Source organism: Chlamydia felis Fe/C-56 (assembly GCF_000009945.1).
GTDB lineage: Bacteria > Chlamydiota > Chlamydiia > Chlamydiales > Chlamydiaceae > Chlamydia > Chlamydia felis.
The window spans coordinates 446954-466353 of the sequence record NC_007899.1 but is presented as its reverse complement, the minus strand read 5'-3'; the positions used below and the strand labels follow the sequence as shown (position 1 = coordinate 466353).

Here is a 19400-nt window from a genome sequence, read left to right as displayed (position 1 = left end):
AAGTAAGAGACTTTAGCAGATCTCTATATTTTTACACAAGGGATATATTTCTTAAAAGATTCCCAAGTACGATCAAAAGCCACTTTTTCCTCATGTAAGAACTCTTTACCCTTTTGAACATAGGCAGCTCTTTCTTCAGGATGATCAAGTAAAAATGAAACTACCTCTATCATAGTTGTTTCATCTAAACAGCAACCTGCTTTGATGGATAAAAGACGAACCGCTAAGTCTGATTGAGATTTAATATGGGGACCAAACATCAGTGGCACACCGCACTGAAGAGGCTCTAACAGATTGTGTCCCCCAACTCGATCGTCAAAAGTTCCGCCTACAAAAGCTAGATCGGCAGCAGAATACAACCGTTTTAACCAGCCAATCGCGTCCACTATAATGGCGTCGTTCTCCTTGAAAGTCGCTCCCCGACTCCACAAGCCATAAGAAATATTTTCTTTAACTAAAAGGCTTTCAAGTTCCTTAGATCTCTCAATATGACGAGGCACCCAAAGAACTTTTAAATTTCTGTGGTGAATCCCGCGAATGACAGGAAGCCAAGCATCAACATCTTTAGGATGCGTGGAGCCCAAAACTAGCAATTCCGTATTTGGAGACAATTGTAATTTCTCTCTCCAATAATCCCGTTCATTATTTTCAGAGGAGGCTCCTGTATAGGTTTTAATATTTCCTGTAACCTCTATTTTCTCTTCACTAACGCCAAGACGTAAAAAACGTTCTCTATGCTGGTCATCCTGAAGTAAAAATCCATCTATAGGAGAAAAATAGCTTCTGCCAAAACGTTTTAAAATCGTAAACCGCTTACAAGAATTTGCAGAAAGCTTCCCGTTAATCACCACTGCAGTAGCCCCAATCCTCTTTGCCTCTTCGACAAAGTTTAACCAGCAATCCCCTTCAGAAAAAACTAATAAAGAGGGTGATATTGTTCTGACAACTGGTTTAATAATTAAGCTTAAATCCAAAGGTAAAATGCAAGTAGCGACTCCCATAGGTTCAAACAATCTGCGAGCATTTTCATATCCAGATTCTGTACAAGATGTAACAAGAAAACGCCATTCGGGATACTCTTTCATGAATCGTTGAATAAAGGGAACCAACAGCGCTGTCTCTCCCACGGAAGCACCGTGGAACCATGCTACAGGACCTTTTCCTGGCAATTTTGGTTTCTCCAATCCAAAACGAATTTTTAACGACTTAGCATACTTTCCATGAACCAATCTTTTATAGAGAATCCTAGGAAGCGCAACTATAAACGCCAAGATCAAAAAGCAATCGTATAGGAAGGTATGTAACTTAGTTAGTCGTCGTTTGATCATAGCACAAAATTCACTAATCTATTTGGAACGAAAATTTCCTTCTTCACTTCTTTATCTTCTAGATACCTAGAGACAGCCTCTCGTGCTAAAGATAAAACTTCTTCCCGCGCCGCGTTCTTACTAATATCCAGACGCGCTCGTAACTTCCCATTTACCTGAATGACAAATGTTACCGAAGTATCTTCCAAATATTTAGGATCCACCTCTGGCCATCCAGCCTGATCTATACCAGGAGCATTGCCTAAAATAGTCCATAATTCCTCACTGATATGAGGTGCTATAGGTGCTAAAGCCCGCACAACCATAGCTAAAGCAGATTTAGGATAAATATCAAGCTTCACAAACTCATTTATGAATTCCATAAAAGAAGATGGGATGGTGTTTAAAGACATTTTTTCAATATCTTCCCCTACGCGATGTACTAATCTATGGGCTAAATACATTCCCTTAGGATCATCAATATCTTGAACTAAAGACGACGTGACCAATTCATAAAAACGATTGAGGAAGCGTCGGCAACCAGAAACGCCTTGATTACACCAAAGCTTATTTTTATCTAGCGGACCAGAAAACATAGCGTACATACGCAAAGCATCTGCTCCGAATTCTTCGATAAGAATTTGAGGATCAACTCCATTTAACTTTGATTTAGACATCTTTTCCTGACGAACTTCTAGTTCCTCTCCGGAAGTACTCATCCATACCCCATTATCCTCATGAGCATCTTCAGGATAGACATATCCCTTACCAGGAATCCGATAAGAAGTTGCAAGCACTAAGCCTTGATTTATCAACTTTTTAAATGGTTCTGGAGTGGAAACCATGCCTGCATCATAAAACACTCGGTGCCAAAAACGGGAATACAATAAGTGCAAAACAGCATGTTCAGCCCCCCCAATATACAAGTCTACAGGCATCCAATATTTTTCTTTTTCATTAGACCAGGGTGCTTGCGAATTCAGCGCGTCGCAAAAACGCAAATAATACCAACAAGACCCAGCCCATTGAGGCATGGTATGCGTCTCGCGTCTCCCCTGACGATTGGTTTTCTTATCGTGAATATCTACCCACTCTTTTACTTTTGCTAATGGCCCCTGGCCAAAACCTTCGGGACGGTAGTCTTGAATTTCTGGAGGAAGTAAAGGAAGCTCATCGTCTTCCAAAGGACGACACGTACCGTCTTCAAAATGAATAATAGGAATCGGCTCTCCCCAATATCTTTGACGAGAAAACAGCCAATCGCGCAGTTTATACGCAACCTTAGACTCCCCTAGATTCTTTTTCTGCAGATAAGCAATGACATAATCCTGAGCTTCCCGCCCCCAAAGACCGTCTAAAAGAAAGTCTCCGTGATTACTATGAATGCAATATCCATCTGTATCAAGAACTTCATAAATAGGCAGAGAAAAAGTTTCGGCAAACTCCCTGTCTCTTTCATCGTGAGCAGGAACGCCCATAACCACTCCAGAGCCATAACCAAGGATAACGTAGTCGGAAACCCAAATAGGAATATCTGCTCCCGTGATAGGATGCTTAGCATAGGTTCCTGTAAATACTCCGCTTTTTATTTTGCTCTCGCTTATACGATCTCTTTCACTTTTACTTTGAGCGCGGCAAATATAAGCCTCTACTTCTTCTCTCCGATCCTCAGCAATTAATTGACCAACCTCAGGGTGCTCTGGAGCAATGACCAAAAATGATACACCACATAAAGTATCAGGACGTGTTGTGAATACCTCCAAAAAGTTTTGATTATTCACTTTAAAGCGTACGAGAGCCCCTTCAGACTTCCCTATCCAATTTCTTTGAAGCTGCTTAACATTTTCTGGCCAGTCTAAGCCCTCTAGACCTTCTAAAAGCTGATCAGAATAAGCTGTGATCCGTAAAATCCATTGACGCAACATTCGGCGCTCTACAGGATACCCTCCCTCTATAGATAAGCCATTTTCCACCTCTTCGTTGGATAAGACAGTCCCCAACTCTGGGCAATAGTTGACCGCCATATCTGCCATATAAGCTAGGCCTTTTTCGTAAAGTAAAAGAAAAAGTTTCTGCGTCCAACGATAATATTCGGGATCACTCGTAGCGAACTCTCTACCCTCATCATAAGAAAATCCCATAGCAGAAAGTTGCTTTCTAAAATTTTCTATATTCTTTTGAGTTGTTTCTCTAGGATGTGTTCCCGTTCTGACAGCATATTGTTCCGCAGGCAATCCGAAACTGTCCCACCCCATAGGATGTAAAACAGAAAATCCTTTAGCTCGCTTATAGCGAGCGACAATATCCGTGGCGGTATAACCGATTAAATGTCCGACGTGCAGTCCTGCTCCCGATGGATAAGGGAACATGTCTAATACATAATATTTAGGTTTATCATCAGCTTCGTTCGCCTTGAAGCTCTTGTGTTCCTTCCAAAATTCTTGCCACTTCTTTTCTATCAAACTAGGATCGTACCGCATAATATCCTGACAAAGAGATCTGTTAAAATAAAATAGAGGCTAGTGTATCTCTCACTCAATGAAAACACAAGAATCTTCTAATCAGAGTTCTTAAAAGATTAAAATTTTTATAAAAAACCAACTTGTGTTATGGTTTCTCCCGCCCTTGGCTTTCAGCCCCATTGACAGAAAAAATACAAAATCCTATTTTAGTTATCTTTTAATTGGGTTATTTTTCATGTTAGTTAAAATGCGCAAATTATCCGCATTTATTTCTTTATTTTTCATAATAGCAAACACATCTCACGCTGCAGCAATTAAAGTCCCAGGCTTCCCTGAAATTCCCGATAGTCTGCTCGTTATCAACGAGACTAAAACTCCAAAGGATGAAATCTGCCGAGCAGTTAATGTACAAAGTGGGGAACATAATCTTGTAGGAACTCTACACTTACCAACGACTCCCATGCCTAAAGATGGTTATCCTACTGTCATTTTATTTCACGGTTTTCGCGGCAATAAAGTTGGGGGACTAACGGGATCTTATAGAAAGCTATCACGATCTCTTGCTCAAGCTGGCATTGCAAGTGTGCGTTTTGACATGGCAGGTTGTGGTGATAGCGAAGGCATTACTACCGAAGTACCCATTAAAACCTATCTAAGAAATGGTGAGGATATTCTTTTTTCGATAACACAGTATCCTGAAGTCAATCCTCGTAGATTGGGAATCGCCGGATTTTCTTTAGGATGTCACACGGCTTTCCATCTCGCTCGTTTTTACAGCCCTAAGCAATTTCAGATTCGTGCAATAAGTATTTGGGCTCCTGTTGCAGATGGAGCAATTTTATTTAAAGAGATGTATGAATCTATAAAAGACAACAGTACTGTTGTTGACAACATAGGAAAAGATTTTGGATTTGGTCCAGCTCCTTTGGTAATATGCGAAGAAGACGTGAAGGATTTTCTCTCTCTTCAGGATCACATCGTTTTAAATTCTCTTCCTACAAGAATACCAATCTTACATTTACAGGGACTTGAAGATAACATAGTTTCTTTAACCCAACGAGATTTATTTAAAAACACAGCTCCAGGAAACACACGATTTAATACCTATGATAATACGGATCACAATCTTGGTTCTTCCCCACATCTAAAGATGATTATCAATGACATGGTCGAGTATTTCCAATCCCATCTATAAACTTCTGTAAATCGCTTAGACATATTTAAACAGACTTCTTGGGAAGAAACGGATTAGCAGATTTTCCTTAAACATTACCTGCTTGATTCATCATGTCTTTTCCCCTATACTAGATTTTTATTCACGTCTTTTACTTATAGAGATCGATATGACAGATGTATTAGTCATGGGTGCAAACCCCACGGGTCTCATTTTAGCAAACATGCTCATTCAGCATGGAATTCTTGCAAAAGTTATTGACCATCGAGATTCTCCTGATGCTCCAGGTTTCGTAGACTTCAGGGAGCTGCCGGTTGTTTTATCCTGTTCTTCTCTAGAACTTCTAGATAATGCTGGTTTGTTGGAAGATTTCGTAGAGAAAGGACATAAACTCTTTGGAGCTCGCTATCACTGGAAAAAACGCACTGTCTTGTTTAAATTTAGCCAAGCATCAGAGTCTCGTTTTCCCTTTGCTTTATCAACCTCCTATCAAGAATTAACCAAGCATCTTATCCACAAGTTTGAAGAAAATGGTGGGACAATTCACTGGGGAACACGTCCTGTTACCCTGGTAGACAATAGCATTTTCATTGAGAGCACTAAGACTTCTCAAAATTTTGAAAATCGAGAAATTTATAACCCTAAATGGATTATTGCCAGCGAAGCCGATAGCGATCCCGATATCAAAGACCTATTTAAAACCCAGTTAAAACCACGCAAGTTGGCTAAAGAGGTCCTATTCGTTCATTGTGATGAAGGAGAACCTTTTGAAGAGAGCCATATACATCTTGTCCCAAGTTCAAAAAGTTTTTTAAATTTTGTCTTTTATAATCACGAAAAGGGTACCAAGCAGTTATATCTTAGCAATACCTGCCCCCCCCTATCGATCAAACACAAGCAAAAGCTCCTCTACAATTATAATCTTGCTGTTGCTGATGAGCATTACCACATAAAATCGGTTTTTCACCAGTATCCTTCGGATTATAACAACTTTCTATTTGTTGGTAACTTAGCCAATAACTTGAACTTGTCCTACCTTACAGGAATCAATTCAAATATCCATGCGGCCTTCAACTTAACATGGAAGCTCATACCTGTAGTAAAAAAAGCTGCATCAAAACATCTCATAGCAGCTAAAGAAATTGAAAGTGGGAATATCCTTCCTCATTTTAGTGAAAAAGGACAGAGTCGTGCGAAGAATCTGTTACTCTCCAGTCTCTATGCTCCGGCACTGATGTATTATTTCCTTAGGGGCTGCCGTCAATTAGATGTTTCTGGAGGCGACTATTACTATCCACCGCATAGGGCATTGAAATATCAAAATAGCGATATTATTAAGATGTCCTCTCAAGATAAAGAGATTCTTGGTCCCGGCCCAGGAATGCGTGCTATTAACGCTCAGCTTGAAAATGGGAGTTATTTATTAGACGGTTTAAAGAGCACTAAGCATCTTCTAATCTTTTTTAAAGAACGCGATGACTTAGAGCGAGCTCTTAAAGAAGAATATGGAGAATGGCTAGAGGTCGTGGTTACTAAAGACCAAAAGATTTCTAGTCTTTACCATGCGAACCCGGACTCGTTATTCATTATCCGTCCTGATTGCTATATCGGCTATAGAACTCATAAGTTCAAATTACATGAACTTATCTCGTATCTATTACGGATATTCGCTGCTGAAAAGGTAGATTAGAGATAGAGAACACTGTATCTGAAAAATCACGAGAATTTCTAGATACAGTCAATTCTCTCTAGTTTTTGATCTCATCATCAGAGAACAATCGATTGCGAAGAGCAATTTTCTCTTGAACCAGCTGATGTTTTCTTATCTGTAGGTTTTGAAGCATTTGAGATAAGTTATGTAGTTCTCCTTCCCAAGAAGCACGGCTCTGGGCAAACATTTTATCCTTTTCTTCAACCACACTAGAGACTGTAGCAAGCCGTTTCTGTATCTCCTTAGCTGTTTGCATCTTTTGGGTAGCCATTAACGCTTTCACTTTGAACTCTCTCGCAAAGTATAATAAGATATATTTCGGAAGTTTGAGTAGTTTGTTATACAGCTCTTGTAATTTCTCCTGATTCTGAGAACCAGAACTCTCACAAACACGGATGCTTTCTAGTAAACTGGAAATAATTCGTTCATTATCTCTCTTACTTGCCCTCTTAGCAATCCAGTTACTAATTCTCTGCGTTGCTAAAGAACATAGATTATGAAGGCCTAGAGTAGTATTTATCTCTACAATTTCCTGAAGAGATTGTTTCTCCCTCATTATTTGCGTACTTTTAACAAAGTTCTCATCCCCTAATAATGTTCCATAGGCTAATGGAGACAATTGCTTTTCTAATTCTAAGTAAGATGAGAGCAGTCTTTTTGCCTTCCTGTACTCTTCAGAAGAAACTTCGCCACTAGAAGTTATTTTTAACTTTAGGAGACGTAATTCCTTTAAAGCATCTTGAGCTTGGGAATTTCCCTTCCCAGGGACAGAAGAAAAGGAAAACTCTAAAAATGGAGAGACGTAGCCAACGCCTAAGAAATCTAAAGCTCTTTTACGAACTTCTAGTTCCTGCTCGCCAATGACTGCTCTTTGGGACACCCTATTTAGCTGATCTCTTGTATCTTCCTCAGGTAGAGATGCAGCTCTAGCTTGTTGCAGACGAGACAATTGCTCCCTACGGATTTGATCTAGCCTTACATTGTTACTTCCTAAACAAGCTGACAACTCCAACACTTCCTGAAGATCTTGCAATGTCCCTGCATTAGCAACTTCTTTAACTAATCCATCAAAAATCTGTTTAGCCTCTTTTATATCTTCGCGAGATAACTGCGGGTCGTGGATTTTAAAAATCAGCTGGGTAAGAATTTCCGTTTTCTCAAGCATTTCCTTAGAATCAGCTTGCGAGTCCGGTAATTGAGAAATTGCTTGAGAGAGAATGTCTGCCATTCCCTGGCTCTCAACAATCTCTTTTTCTAAACCTGGAAACTGCGTTTTAACTTCATTAAACTGCTGTTGCAACTGCTTCCTATAGGCTTTCTGCTGCTGATAGCGCAATACCTCATTATCGTAGCGTAAACGATAAGCTACGATTTTATTTTCCTCTTCTTCTATTTGAGCAATCCCTACGACAAGCTCATCTAAACGACGCTGACGAGCGGATGTAGAAACCTCTCTTGCAGACACTAAGGGGGTTGTTGAAACCTTATCGACAACAGAGACCGCCTGCGAACTTGAGGATTTCGTTGGGTTCACTGTCGAGATTTTTTCTGCAGATTTTTTGCGATCTATAAGGTCTTGAAGATTGTTAGTCCCGAAACGCTTCCTAATATTTTTATCTAAGGACTTCGAGGCATTTTTTAACTCGTTAACCGTCCTTTTAAAGTCCTCTTTCTTATCCGTAGGAGATCCATCTAAATCGCGAATAAGTTCCTTAGCCCAACTTTGCTCATACCCCTCAAGTTGTAAAATATCTTGAATCTGAGAAAGACGTTGAAGATTCGGATTGTCAAATTCTGAAGATAAGATCTTCGTCGCGGGTAACAAATCTTTCGCTAACGCTGCTGCGCGTACATCAAAAGTCTTTTTCTCAATCACACGATTAAAGAACATAGGAACAAGCTGCATAAAGAGAACAGCCGCACTGAGACCTACGGGAATCCATACCATCTGCAACGATAGTAATGATAAGCTGACAATAAGAAAAATCAATCCTAGGACAAACAGAACTATAGATTGTCCTAAGTTCCACTTCTGGGCAATTTTTTGTACCTGTTTTAAAAAGCCGTCCAGATCTTTATTCCTTGTCTCCCAGAAACCTTTACAGACTTGTTGAGCATCACTAACCGTCTGAGTAGTGCTATCTGTAATCTCTCCTAGTTCTGTAACTGCTGTAGCGACACCACCCTCACCACGTGCCGACAAGATCTCTTCTAGATCTGCCAACTTTGAAGATCTAGGATCGTGCATAACTGAAAATAGCTGATTAGATGCACGAATTATCTCCTCAACAGTAATGTTGTTAGGATCATTTAAAGACTGCTCTAACTCTCCCATTCTAGAAAGGATAGACTGCATGTAATCAATCCCCTCATCAAGCAAAATATTGATATTTTGCTCTGTCTCAGAACGTTTTCCTCTAATTGCAGCTATAAGCTCTGCTTCTTTTTTCTTAGCTTCAATTTTTAGCGAGGACTCTTTACTTGTAATCGCCTGTTTTAATATGGCTGAGCCGGTAATCCCCTCGCTTTGAATTCTTTGCCCTGCAGCCTGAATCTCAGGAATAACACTCTCCAACTCACTGAGAAGAGTTTTAAACTCCCCAGACCACTCGGCAACCTCTTCTTTAGTAGGAAGAGATAGGGAATCTTTAAGAGAGGTATAAGTGGAATTTAAAAATGTACGACAATCAACTATAAAAGTTTCTACATCACAGGCCCTGTGGTGTGTCTTCCACAATTTACCGATAGCAGACTCTACTGCAGAATAATTTTCTGAAAAATCACTCATCAAGATTCGGGTCATCTTTTGAGATTTAAAGTCGTTATACTTCTCACTCCAATGCTCAACCTTTTGTCGTATTTTCCCTAATTCTTGTATAATTGCATTCTTTTCCCCGAGGATCTCCTCTACGGATTTCGTAGAAACGGCTCCCCAATCATCTTTATTTACTAAACTTAATAACTGATCTATAGAACTTAAAATTCGAACACGTTGATTATCAGGATGTCTCTGGATAGCTTTTTCCAGATCCGCACGAACAAAATTTCCAAGCTGTATACATTTATGAATCTTATCAAAAAGCGGGCACAAATTCCCTAAGCTGGAAAGATAACCAATAAATTCCTTCTGCACTTTATCAGATAAATCTGCTGGGTGGGCGCGCTTATCCCCCAGGGATTTGCATATATTTTTAAACTCTTTCTCAAGAGACTCTTGAAGACTTGCTTTTATTCTATCAACACGGTCACAATTTCCGGCCCGATATTCCGTAATGATGCTTTCTATCTGCATCAAAACATTTCTGACCAAGGTTTGACGAGAGCTGTTTATTCCTTCATGAATATTCAACTTGTTAGCGCTTGCTATGATTTTTTGATGAAAACCTAGCAACGTGGGATTTTCAATTAGGGAGTAAACATCGGTTTTCCAATCGGCAAATTTCTCCAACCAATCAACTAGCTGCACTCTATTTATATGCATTTGCAGCTTAGCAAACATATCTAACGTAATGTCAACAGTTTGTCGTTCCTTAGATAAGTATAAGCGTGTTGATGGAGAGACTTCACATAACAAAGACGTAAGAGTTTTACTGTGTAAATATGTACGCTCATATTGGTCTATAGACTGACGAATTTCTAAACCGACTTTATTTCCAAAAGCACAGATACTCATTAGAGACTTAGCAAGATCTATGAAATCCATCCCCGGTAGCAAAGCGGGCAAATCCACTCCTGTTTCCTGCAAAGCAGAATTGGAGATCGTGCGTAAGGTTTCGTAAGCAGGGGTACTTTTTAATAACTCCACTTTTGCTTTTAAAACTTCTTCAAGGCGTTTTTGCCAAACACTATCTTGAACACTGTCTATACCAATAAGAGCTTCACATTGGTAACGTGAGTTAAGATCCCCAGACAACCCCAAACTCTTATCAATAGCGGCACCACCATCATAGGTGTGTTGATGTACATCTGGCCTTAGTTTAGCCAACATCTTATCTTTTAAAGACTTGTTTTTAGGAAACTCTATACGATACTTAGACAGTGTTGAGCTTCTTAAATCAGGGTGTTTACTATAAAGGTGCCTACGATACACTTGTAGCGAACGATATTTTAATCTTATTTCCTGACAGCACGAGCGTAATTTACCACTAATAGCCCCAGAGAATACAGCCACTCCTAAAGTAATAACGACAGGAATCCATAGGGAAACATTGAAAATCATGGCTACAGGAATAACAAAGAGAATCGCCAGACCAATTACAGTCAAAATAACAAGAGCAATCTTATACAAACGTAACTTTTTCAGATCCGTCTGCTCCATAGAGGACAGCTCTGCTTCCACGGTATCCAAAAGAGCTTGCTGAGTAGTTAATGAAGCACGAAGTCCGGTAGCTTCCGAACTCAAAGGAGATGGTGGGGGAATTAGGGACGGAGAGGTCCCTTGAGAATTTTGATTAGCATCTCCATTGGCGAGGAAAATAGACACTGACAACCTCAGGATGTAATAATATTTTCAAAAAAATTAGTTTTAGATAAACATTATAACCCCAAAAGAATTTATATTAAATAATATAAGAACAGAACACCTTTGCTATTTATTTAATAGTTAAGGTAAAGAACTTAACAAAAATAGAAAAAGCTAAGAGGGGATTAGTTTGGGTAAAGGATTTTTAATAAATCACTCTCATTAAGAATGGGGATTTGGAGCTCCTGGGCCTTTTTTAATTTAGATCCAGGATCTTTCCCCACGACGAGATAATTGATGCTTTTGGATACGGAAGAACCGACTTTCCCTCCACAATTACGAATAGAAGCCTCGGCTTCAGACCTGGTCATTTTTTCAAGACTTCCAGTAATCACAAAGGTTTTCCCTTGGCAAGAAGCGCTTGCCCTAGAGTATGGAAGCACATTCACCCCTAGGGAAAGCATTTTCTGGATCTCTTCGACATTGTCTGATTGATGGAAGTAGTCTACTATAGACTCCGCAACCTTAGATCCAATTCCATCTATAACCTTCAGTTCTTCTAAAGAAGCGCTCATCACAGCATCCAAAGAGAGAAAGTGTTGAGCAAGAGCATTAGCGCCGCCAATCCCCACATAGGGAATGCCAAGCGCTGCAATAAAACGCTCTAACGGAGCACTTTTAGCCTTCTCAATACTTTTAAGAACATTTTTTATGGATTTATCCTTGAAACCCGGGACTTGAAGAAGGTCCTCCTCAGTAATTTGAAAAATGTCACAGCGTCGATGAATTAATCCTAGATCAAATAGCTTTGTGATCACCTTTTCCCCAAGATGCTCGATATCTAGAGCTTCTCTGCCCACAAAAAAGCGAATTTTTTCTATAGTTCCCGCAGAACAAGAAGAATTTGTACAGCGTACGGAAACCTTATCGGATTCCCGAGATACCCTTTCGTGGCAAACGGGACAGTATTCTGGCATAACCCAGGGCTTCGTACCCTCCGGGCGCTTTTCCAAACATACTCCAACAACTTTAGGAATAATTTCCCCGCCTTTTTCTACGTATACGGTATCCCCAATACGAATGTCTTTTCTTTCGATTTCTTCTTCATTATATAAAGAAGCTCGAGAAACTTTCGACCCCGACAAAAATACAGGACGCAACTTAGCCACAGGAGTTAATACTCCTGTCCTACCGACCTGAATGAGAATGTCTTCTAAAATAGTTTCTCCCTGTTCAGGAGCATATTTATACGCTAACGCCCAGCGATAATGTTTCGCTGTCATTCCCAAAACTTTTTGATCTTCGGTGTTATCCACTTTGATCACTACACCGTCGATTTCCATAGGTAACTGATCTCGGATCTTCGCTATCTCATGAAGAGCTTTTACAACTTCCTCTACACTCTTATATTGTCGTGGCCGTCCAAAAACAGGGAACCCCCATTTCTGACACAACATAAGATTGTCATAATGCGATTCCGTATTCTCCTCTGCCCAAGCCCCATAAATAGAGAGCTCTAAATTTCTTTGAGCAGCTTCTTTGGCAGATAAAAGCTTCAGAGTACCCCCTGCAGCATTTCGGGGATTAGCAAATTCCGGTTTTTCTGACTGCCTTTGTATAGAGTTTATCTGTTCAAAAGTTGCTCGCGTAAAAAACACTTCTCCACGAACTTCAAGAAATTCCGGAGCCTCTTTTGGTAAGCGCAAAGGCAAAGAGCGTATTGTGCGGATATTTGTTGTAATATCCTCTCCTTGACGTCCGTTCCCACGACTTAAAGCTTGAACAAGGACCCTCTGTTCATAACGAATAGCTACGGCAATACCGTCAATTTTTAGCTCTAGGGTATATGTAGGGGTATACCCTAAAGTTTTCTCTACACGGGAAAAGAAATCATTAAGCTCTTCTAAAGTATAGGCATTAGCAATAGAGAGCATGGGGTGAGAGTGCGTAACAACGGGGAAACTTCCCGAGATGCGATCTCCAAGACGCATAGACGGTGACCACAATACCCGCCATTCAGGATGCTGAGCCTCTATAGAAAGAAGCTTTTGCATTTTCATATCATAGTCATAATCCGAGATTATAGGATCATGAAGAACATAATAGCGGTAATCATCTTCTTCGATATCTTTACACAGAGCTAAATATTGTTCCCTGGTATACATATTGTGCATACAGTGTCTACTTAACTCCTTTTGCGCAGCGGAATCCGTAGGTACTATTTACCGCACCGGGATTATTTCGGTGACGATGAGCACAGCGAAGATCATCTTTTAAACTTTTCCAGCATCCTCCTCGCAAAACACGATAAACACCTTGAGCAGGACCACGAGGGCAGTGAGACTCTTGAGCGGAAATTTCATAGAAATCATAACCATACCAATCTTCACACCACTCATACACGTTTCCCGCCATATCATATAATCCATAGGGATTTGCGGGATAACTCATCACTGCTGTTGTATCAGAACTAAAAAAGTTTGCCTGACTTTTATCTATTTCTTCGCCGCAAGGATAACGTTGTTGAGCAATCCCTCCATAAGCAGCGACCTCCCATTCAGCTTCTGTGGGAAGACGTTTTCCAACCCAGGAAGCATAGCCGGAAGCTCCGTACCACGTAACACCAACCACGGGATGTTTAGCATAACCTGGTTCTATAACAAGCTTTCCGGAACGTCGTTGAATTCGCGAATCCTTAAGACGGATAAGCTCATTGTAATATTTATCCTGCTCGCTACCCGCGCATTCTAAATAACGAACAAATTGCTCATTAGTCACAGGATGAATATCTAAGAAAAAGCTCTCTAGAAAAATCTCATGCACGGGATGTTCATCACGTTGTCCCTCGCGCCCCCCTCGAAAAAATCCGCCTCCCTCAATAAACACCATTTCTGTGAATAAGGGTTGAGGTTTGATTTCTTCCTTTTCTTCCTCTACATAACGGCTAACAACAGGTTCTCGTATTAATAAAGACTGCAAAGCATTGGAATAGCTTTCATCTTCTCTGATGACTTCTTCCGTAGAATCTACGGAAGTATTCATGGCCTCATCTATAGATTTTGCTTCTACAAGGACAAATGCTAAATGATCAGAAGATTCTTCGATTATTTGATTCTCACTCTCTTGAATAATATTCGCTACGCTCGGAATTTGGGGTTCCTCACCTATTTCTCTTAATTCTTCTTCTACACATTGTGCTTTAGCAGTAACAAACAGTTCTCCCGCAGTTTTTTTCACAAGTAAGGGAGATAGCTTCTTGGGCCTTTGATTAATGGAATAACTCAAGCAGGATTTAATTAATGAATCCCAATCATAAATATAATTAGGGAACGCTTCAGAAGGCAAAGGAAACACGCCTTGAGGAAACTGTCTCAGCAACAGAACATAAACAACTACCCCGAAAGCATAAATATCTTCAACAACTGTTCCTGATGTGGGTTCTGGAGCCTGAAACAACAACATCTGCTTTAACTTATCGAAAGAAGATTTCTCTGATAACTCTGCTAAAAGATGCTGGGCATACTGATCCTTAAGTAAAAAAGAAAATCCAATCTCAGGCAAAAATACTTTCGGGGATGGTCCAGAAAGGTCTACATGCACGGAATCCAAACTTAGTCCGCCATGAACTAATCCTCTAGCGTGCGCGTAATCTAAAATCTCGGCAAGCTGACAGACAAGGTCTTGAATTTCTAATTCTGATAATCCCTGAGGGCGACTAGCAAGATATTGCGTTAAAGAAAGAGTAGGCACCTCTCTTTCTTCAGTTACTAAAAAGTACCTTCCATCTACCTGTGAAACATTTTCTATAGAAATAATCCCAGGATGTTTTATGGTTGCCAATTTAACAATAGTTTCATGAAAAGCATTCATGAACGCTTCTGATGAAGTAAGCTCAGCGTGGGGTATTTTTAAAATATAACGTTTTTTTATAAAACGATGCTCGGCAAGAATATCTTGGCACCATAAGCCCCTTCGCAAATAACAGAGAATCTTATAATCACCTAAAAACTCAACCCCTATATCTTGCTCGTTTACCATTGAGCAAACTCCTTGCCTTTTTTTAGATTTTCTATCTTCTGCTTACATTGAGCTAACTATAGTAAGGGAAGGGGATGATTGCAACACACAAAGAACAACAAAAAAGGACTTGGGGAAGATCCGCCTAAAGCCCTTCTTTGTTCTAAGAATAAATCACTCACCAAGAGATTTTTTTATTTACAATACTTTCTCAACTATAATTAGTTACATCAGATTATCATTAAAACCGCATTCTAATTAAGTCTAGTTACCAACAACAGATTGGTTCTGGGTAGTAGATTCTCCTATAAGATTATTTCTTTCCTGAGATTCTTTGATTATTTTCCCAACGCTGCATAAACGAATAATCATCACAACAACCCAAGATAACAAGAGGATACCAAAGACAATAGAGCACCCACCTGCTAATGCTGAAGTCGGGCAACATAAAATTAAAGTTGTAACTCCAAGGACTAAAATAGCAAGGGCAAACACACCCACAACAGCGGCAATGATACACCGGCTAATGTCCACACATTTACGATCTGCTCTAAAAGCAGGTATTTTTTCTATAGATAAATCACAGCTCCCTAAACCACCAAAAACATCTTTTACATTTTCAATAAAAGGCATCAGAACCCCTCTATTTTTTAGAGACAGCTTATAGATTATATACACAGGATTCAAACATTCAATCAGAGATTCCCCTCTGATTATAAAATAACAAGAAAAAAGGAACCTTCAACAAACAGTCGTGAATGCAAGACTTTTATTATTTAGAGGCTCTGCATAAAAACAAAAGTATCCGACTTAGGAAAAATTATCTTACTTGAAGCCATTCTTGAAAGAGACTATCACTTGGAAACATTTTCAACGAGTTGTCTACGACAGCGAGCTATTTCCCTACACAACCTCTAGGCAGAAGTAAGATTCTTCACTTAAGACCTTAAGCCCCATAAGGATGGACTAAGATACTCCTACCAATGCAAAAATTGTAGTGCATAATCTGTAAAATAAGGACGTACTATTGACAACTCAATATGCATAAGCTGCGATTCACGTTGCGATGACAAAGATTCCTATTAATAAAACTCGCCCTAGACATTCGGATATAAATCCACCACTATCCAAAGAAGAGCAGACACTTCCTGACATGCTTGCTCCTCCTAATCCATGACAAATCTCTATTGTTCCTGCTGAGCAAGTCACAAGAATCTATGAAACTTTTTTCTCAAACATCCGTTTAAATACAATAGAAGACCAAATAACTCCAAGGACCGATCCAATAATAGTAACCAAACCACAGTATAGAGACAATCCGCCACTAGCACAGCAAACACAACCAGCAATCAGCGATACAAAAGCTAAAAGAAAAGCCAAGATACTTATAACAACCCTAGTTATGCTTGAACATAGCTTCTGATTTTTTTCAAAAGAAGGAATAGCTTGGTTAGAAACATCAATTCTTCCTAAACCACCAAAGACATCTCTCAAAATTGCCATAACACTCATGACAATCTCCTACTTTTTAATTTTAAGGGAGAACGATACAGAATGCTCAGTTTTAGGTATATGAAAACAACAGACACAACCGACTGCAAGGTCTTTTTTAAAGACAATAAGAAATGGGAGATCCTGAATCAATCAAACCTATTTCCTACCTGTCTGTCGAGAGAATTTTTCTCATAAAAAAAACCATTCTACAACCATGGAGATTATAGAACGGTTTCTTACAACGCTCAGTTGTTTACCCAATAAATATTTTGAGACTATGCTAGGAGCGGACCTCTTCTTGAACTAGAGTCTTTTTACTGTAACTAGAGAATACCGCATGCCCCCAGCACGCTGCCAACATAAGCAAAATTAATCCCAGAGCTATGGCAGCACCTCCGGACAATGACATAGCCATAAATGATGCAGCAGTACATGTACCAATACCGCAGATTAAAGATCCGAGCCCAAGAAGCAATGCCCCAAGCGTCATAATGACACGAACAATATTCACAGAAAGTTTATGTTTTACAGCATGAATTCTGCTAAAACCACCAAACCCCAGACCGTTGCATACGTCGGCCATAACTTGTCTACAAGACATAAAACACCTAAAACATTGGTTAATAAAATTCCTTCGACTCATCTTACGGCTGGGGAACAAATATACACCAACCACGAGTTATCAACTACCTAATGGGAGTTCTCACTCGTCGAAGAGGTCGTGAGATCTGATGTTTTATGACGGCGATGTTTTGACTTTGCCGCAAGACTACGCTGCAAATCATGCGCAAAACTATTCCAACGCAATGCATGACTTCTCCAGCTTCTCTCACGTCTGAGCTCACCTTGCCTCAAAATTGCAGACATAACAGCGGAGGTTAGCAAGGCTGCGCCTAAAGCAAATCCTACAGGAACCAGCCATACACTATAACAACAGCCAACAGCCAAAAGTCCTGTTGCCATAGCCACAGATAAAGCAAGACACGCAGCCCCTAAAATGGCAGTTGCTATTTCCATAACGAGCCTACTTAAGGGGACTACGAGCACAGTATTCATTTCTAATGTAAGATTATTGCACCTATCGCGAAACTGCTGGGCAGTCATGTGCGCAGGGGCTTCCGGTCTCTCCACGCTAGTACTCATAAAACATGCTATTCATAAATAAAAAACTAGTTAATTATATATTGAACTACAATTAATCTCAATAAATCAAAATATTAATACTAAGGAGCGATTAGAAACATTTTTTTTCGAATTTCATAATACAGAGTGAAAGACTTTTTATCCTCGCTGCGCAGTCCCCTATCCTTTAAGAGACTTTCCGCTATTAAAAAATATTTTTGAGCTTTTACGTAGTCATGGCGATCGCAAAGGACCTTACACAACTTTAAATGAAGAACAATATCTTCAGGGGATTCCTCAGCACATCGTTCTAAAAGAAAAACGCTCTCTGCAGTTTTTCCAAGATGTAACAATACCGAGGCGAGTCTACGACGCGTTTCGCAACATTTTGGAGAGCGTTGCAAAGCTTTTTTTAAAGCCTCTTGATAGCAAACTATCTCATCATAAGTAGAACCCGGGTCGGTAAACAACAATTTCAAGGTTGCCTTGTCAATATTTCCCCGTAAATAATCATAGGACACGGATCCCTCGGATTGTGACTGAAGAGAATTTTTGAGAAGCGCCTCCCCGGCCTTTTTCTGACCTTTTAAGATTTTCACAACCCCCAGAAGCTCCTCTAACTCATCGTCATCTATATATTTCCTAGCTTTTTCATAAGCTTGATCGGCTTCATGATACTGTTGCTTTTGCAAAGCAAAAGATCCCTGGTTAATAAAAGTTAGGCCAATCAATTCTTTTTCTGAGCGAATTCGCAACTCATCAATGTGTAAACAATCACAATAATGCTCTGTGGGAAGATGTCTTCCTCCGGCGGTAGTTTCAATATTGACTTTTCCTCCCCCATATCTCAAGTAGATGTGTCCTGGGGGCGTGACAGATTCTAGAGGAAGATCTAAACGTTGAGATAGAGATAAGTACAAAGAAGACACCCCTAAGCAAACCCCGAATTTTCTATCTGCAACTGAAGATAGAAAAGAAAATTCATCAGAAAACATTTCATTTTTCGAGGGATAACGAATTCCCTCTTCATAAAATAAAATTGTATTCAGAGCCTCTATAGTCGCCCTATGGTAGGCCTCAGAACCCAACGCATAATGCTCTTGATCCAAATATCTTTGTCTTTCGATATGCGCTCGCAGCGCTAGAATATCTAGATAGAGTGTATAGTGCTCTGCCTTGCACCTTCCTTCTTCTCCAGGAAACTCAGCAAGCACAAGAGCGCGGGCTAGATCTTTTTCAGGAAGAACGGGTTCTCCGTCCCTATTACACAGAAAAATGATTCCCTGAAGAGACAGTTTTTTCATAACTGAGACATCCTCATCAGAAAAAACATAATCAGAACTTTTCGATAATAGAACGCAGTTAGACAGAGTAGCCAACTCATCAACTGTGAGTTGGGGGAAAAATTTTGCAAGCTTCTGCCTACTTTCATGATCATTGTGTATTACAAAATACGCACACAAACTTTCCAAACAGTAGGGATCAAGATTCCAAAAATCCTCATGTTTGTTTTGTGATATAACTGCGATTTCACAAACAACCTTTGATCTAATCCCCACCGTACCAACAACAAACACAAGAAAAGCACAAAGCAACCTTGGCATCATAAGTTCTTTCCTAGATATTGTTTATTGACGAGAGAATTATAGCA

Annotated in this window: 13 protein-coding genes; 2 read left to right on the top strand and 11 right to left on the bottom strand. The window is 39.8% G+C overall.

Going from position 1 to position 19400, the window contains the following annotated elements; translation table 11 throughout:
* Positions 1-23: 23 nt before the first annotated feature.
* Together waaA and leuS are read right to left on the bottom strand one after the other, a co-directional pair.
* Positions 24-1328, bottom strand: a complete 1305-nt coding sequence (gene waaA, locus CF_RS01980; protein WP_011457944.1) for a lipid IV(A) 3-deoxy-D-manno-octulosonic acid transferase — start codon at positions 1326-1328, stop codon at positions 24-26.
* Entirely contained in the window at positions 1325-3787 is a 2463-nt protein-coding gene (leuS, locus tag CF_RS01975; RefSeq protein WP_011457943.1) for a leucine--tRNA ligase, read from the bottom strand. The genes waaA and leuS overlap by 4 nt, the downstream gene beginning before the upstream one ends.
* A gap of 229 nt (positions 3788-4016) precedes the next feature.
* Between leuS and CF_RS01970 the strand changes: the two genes are divergently transcribed.
* Together CF_RS01970 and CF_RS01965 are read left to right on the top strand one after the other, a co-directional pair.
* Positions 4017-4964, top strand: coding sequence for an alpha/beta hydrolase (locus tag CF_RS01970; RefSeq protein ID WP_011457942.1), 948 nt, complete (start codon positions 4017-4019; stop codon positions 4962-4964).
* Between the two features lie 148 nt (positions 4965-5112).
* Complete coding sequence (locus CF_RS01965; RefSeq protein WP_011457941.1) at positions 5113-6633, top strand: FAD-dependent monooxygenase; 1521 nt, start codon at positions 5113-5115, stop codon at positions 6631-6633.
* A 58-nt stretch (positions 6634-6691) separates the two neighbouring features.
* Here CF_RS01965 and CF_RS01960 read toward each other — a convergent pair whose 3' ends face one another.
* The 9 genes from CF_RS01960 to CF_RS01925 form a co-directional block, all read right to left on the bottom strand.
* Positions 6692-11137: a hypothetical protein gene (locus tag CF_RS01960; protein WP_011457940.1), complete on the bottom strand. Its 4446-nt coding sequence runs from the start codon at positions 11135-11137 to the stop codon at positions 6692-6694.
* 164 nt (positions 11138-11301) lie between these two features.
* Positions 11302-13290 carry an NAD-dependent DNA ligase LigA gene (ligA, locus tag CF_RS01955; protein WP_011457939.1) on the bottom strand — a complete coding sequence of 663 codons (1989 nt, stop codon included), beginning with the start codon at positions 13288-13290 and terminating at the stop codon, positions 11302-11304.
* 7 nt (positions 13291-13297) lie between these two features.
* Positions 13298-15154, bottom strand: coding sequence for an SUMF1/EgtB/PvdO family nonheme iron enzyme (locus CF_RS01950; protein ID WP_011457938.1), 1857 nt, complete (start codon positions 15152-15154; stop codon positions 13298-13300).
* Positions 15155-15397: 243 nt separating this feature from the next.
* Positions 15398-15766: a hypothetical protein gene (locus tag CF_RS01945; protein ID WP_011457937.1), complete on the bottom strand. Its 369-nt coding sequence runs from the start codon at positions 15764-15766 to the stop codon at positions 15398-15400.
* 423 nt (positions 15767-16189) lie between these two features.
* Complete coding sequence (locus CF_RS05260) at positions 16190-16342, bottom strand: hypothetical protein (RefSeq protein WP_158296340.1); 153 nt, start codon at positions 16340-16342, stop codon at positions 16190-16192.
* A gap of 6 nt (positions 16343-16348) precedes the next feature.
* Positions 16349-16636, bottom strand: a complete 288-nt coding sequence (locus tag CF_RS01940) for a hypothetical protein (RefSeq protein WP_041468076.1) — start codon at positions 16634-16636, stop codon at positions 16349-16351.
* Between the two features lie 271 nt (positions 16637-16907).
* On the bottom strand, positions 16908-17228 hold the full coding sequence (locus tag CF_RS01935) for a hypothetical protein (RefSeq protein ID WP_041467949.1): 321 nt from the start codon (positions 17226-17228) through the stop codon (positions 16908-16910).
* An 89-nt stretch (positions 17229-17317) separates the two neighbouring features.
* Positions 17318-17770 (bottom strand): hypothetical protein, encoded by a 453-nt coding sequence (locus CF_RS01930; RefSeq protein ID WP_011457934.1) that lies wholly within the window; start codon positions 17768-17770, stop codon positions 17318-17320.
* Between the two features lie 80 nt (positions 17771-17850).
* Positions 17851-19356: a transglutaminase family protein gene (locus tag CF_RS01925; protein ID WP_011457933.1), complete on the bottom strand. Its 1506-nt coding sequence runs from the start codon at positions 19354-19356 to the stop codon at positions 17851-17853.
* Positions 19357-19400 lie beyond the last annotated feature (44 nt).

Excerpts from the sequence above, each read along its gene's own strand:
- CF_RS01970 (WP_011457942.1), top strand. The coding sequence starts at position 4,017 with ATGCGCAAATTATCCGCATTTATTTCTTTATTTTTCATAATAGCAAAC.
- CF_RS01945 (WP_011457937.1), bottom strand. The coding sequence starts at position 15,766 with ATGCCTTTTATTGAAAATGTAAAAGATGTTTTTGGTGGTTTAGGGAGC.
- CF_RS01930 (WP_011457934.1), bottom strand. The coding sequence starts at position 17,770 with ATGAGTACTAGCGTGGAGAGACCGGAAGCCCCTGCGCACATGACTGCC.
- CF_RS01965 (WP_011457941.1), top strand. The coding sequence starts at position 5,113 with ATGACAGATGTATTAGTCATGGGTGCAAACCCCACGGGTCTCATTTTA.
- waaA (WP_011457944.1), bottom strand. The coding sequence starts at position 1,328 with ATGATCAAACGACGACTAACTAAGTTACATACCTTCCTATACGATTGC.
- ligA (WP_011457939.1), bottom strand. The coding sequence starts at position 13,290 with ATGCACAATATGTATACCAGGGAACAATATTTAGCTCTGTGTAAAGAT.
- CF_RS01925 (WP_011457933.1), bottom strand. The coding sequence starts at position 19,356 with ATGATGCCAAGGTTGCTTTGTGCTTTTCTTGTGTTTGTTGTTGGTACG.
- CF_RS01950 (WP_011457938.1), bottom strand. The coding sequence starts at position 15,154 with ATGGTAAACGAGCAAGATATAGGGGTTGAGTTTTTAGGTGATTATAAG.
- CF_RS01935 (WP_041467949.1), bottom strand. The coding sequence starts at position 17,228 with ATGTCTTGTAGACAAGTTATGGCCGACGTATGCAACGGTCTGGGGTTT.
- leuS (WP_011457943.1), bottom strand. The coding sequence starts at position 3,787 with ATGCGGTACGATCCTAGTTTGATAGAAAAGAAGTGGCAAGAATTTTGG.
- CF_RS01940 (WP_041468076.1), bottom strand. The coding sequence starts at position 16,636 with ATGGCAATTTTGAGAGATGTCTTTGGTGGTTTAGGAAGAATTGATGTT.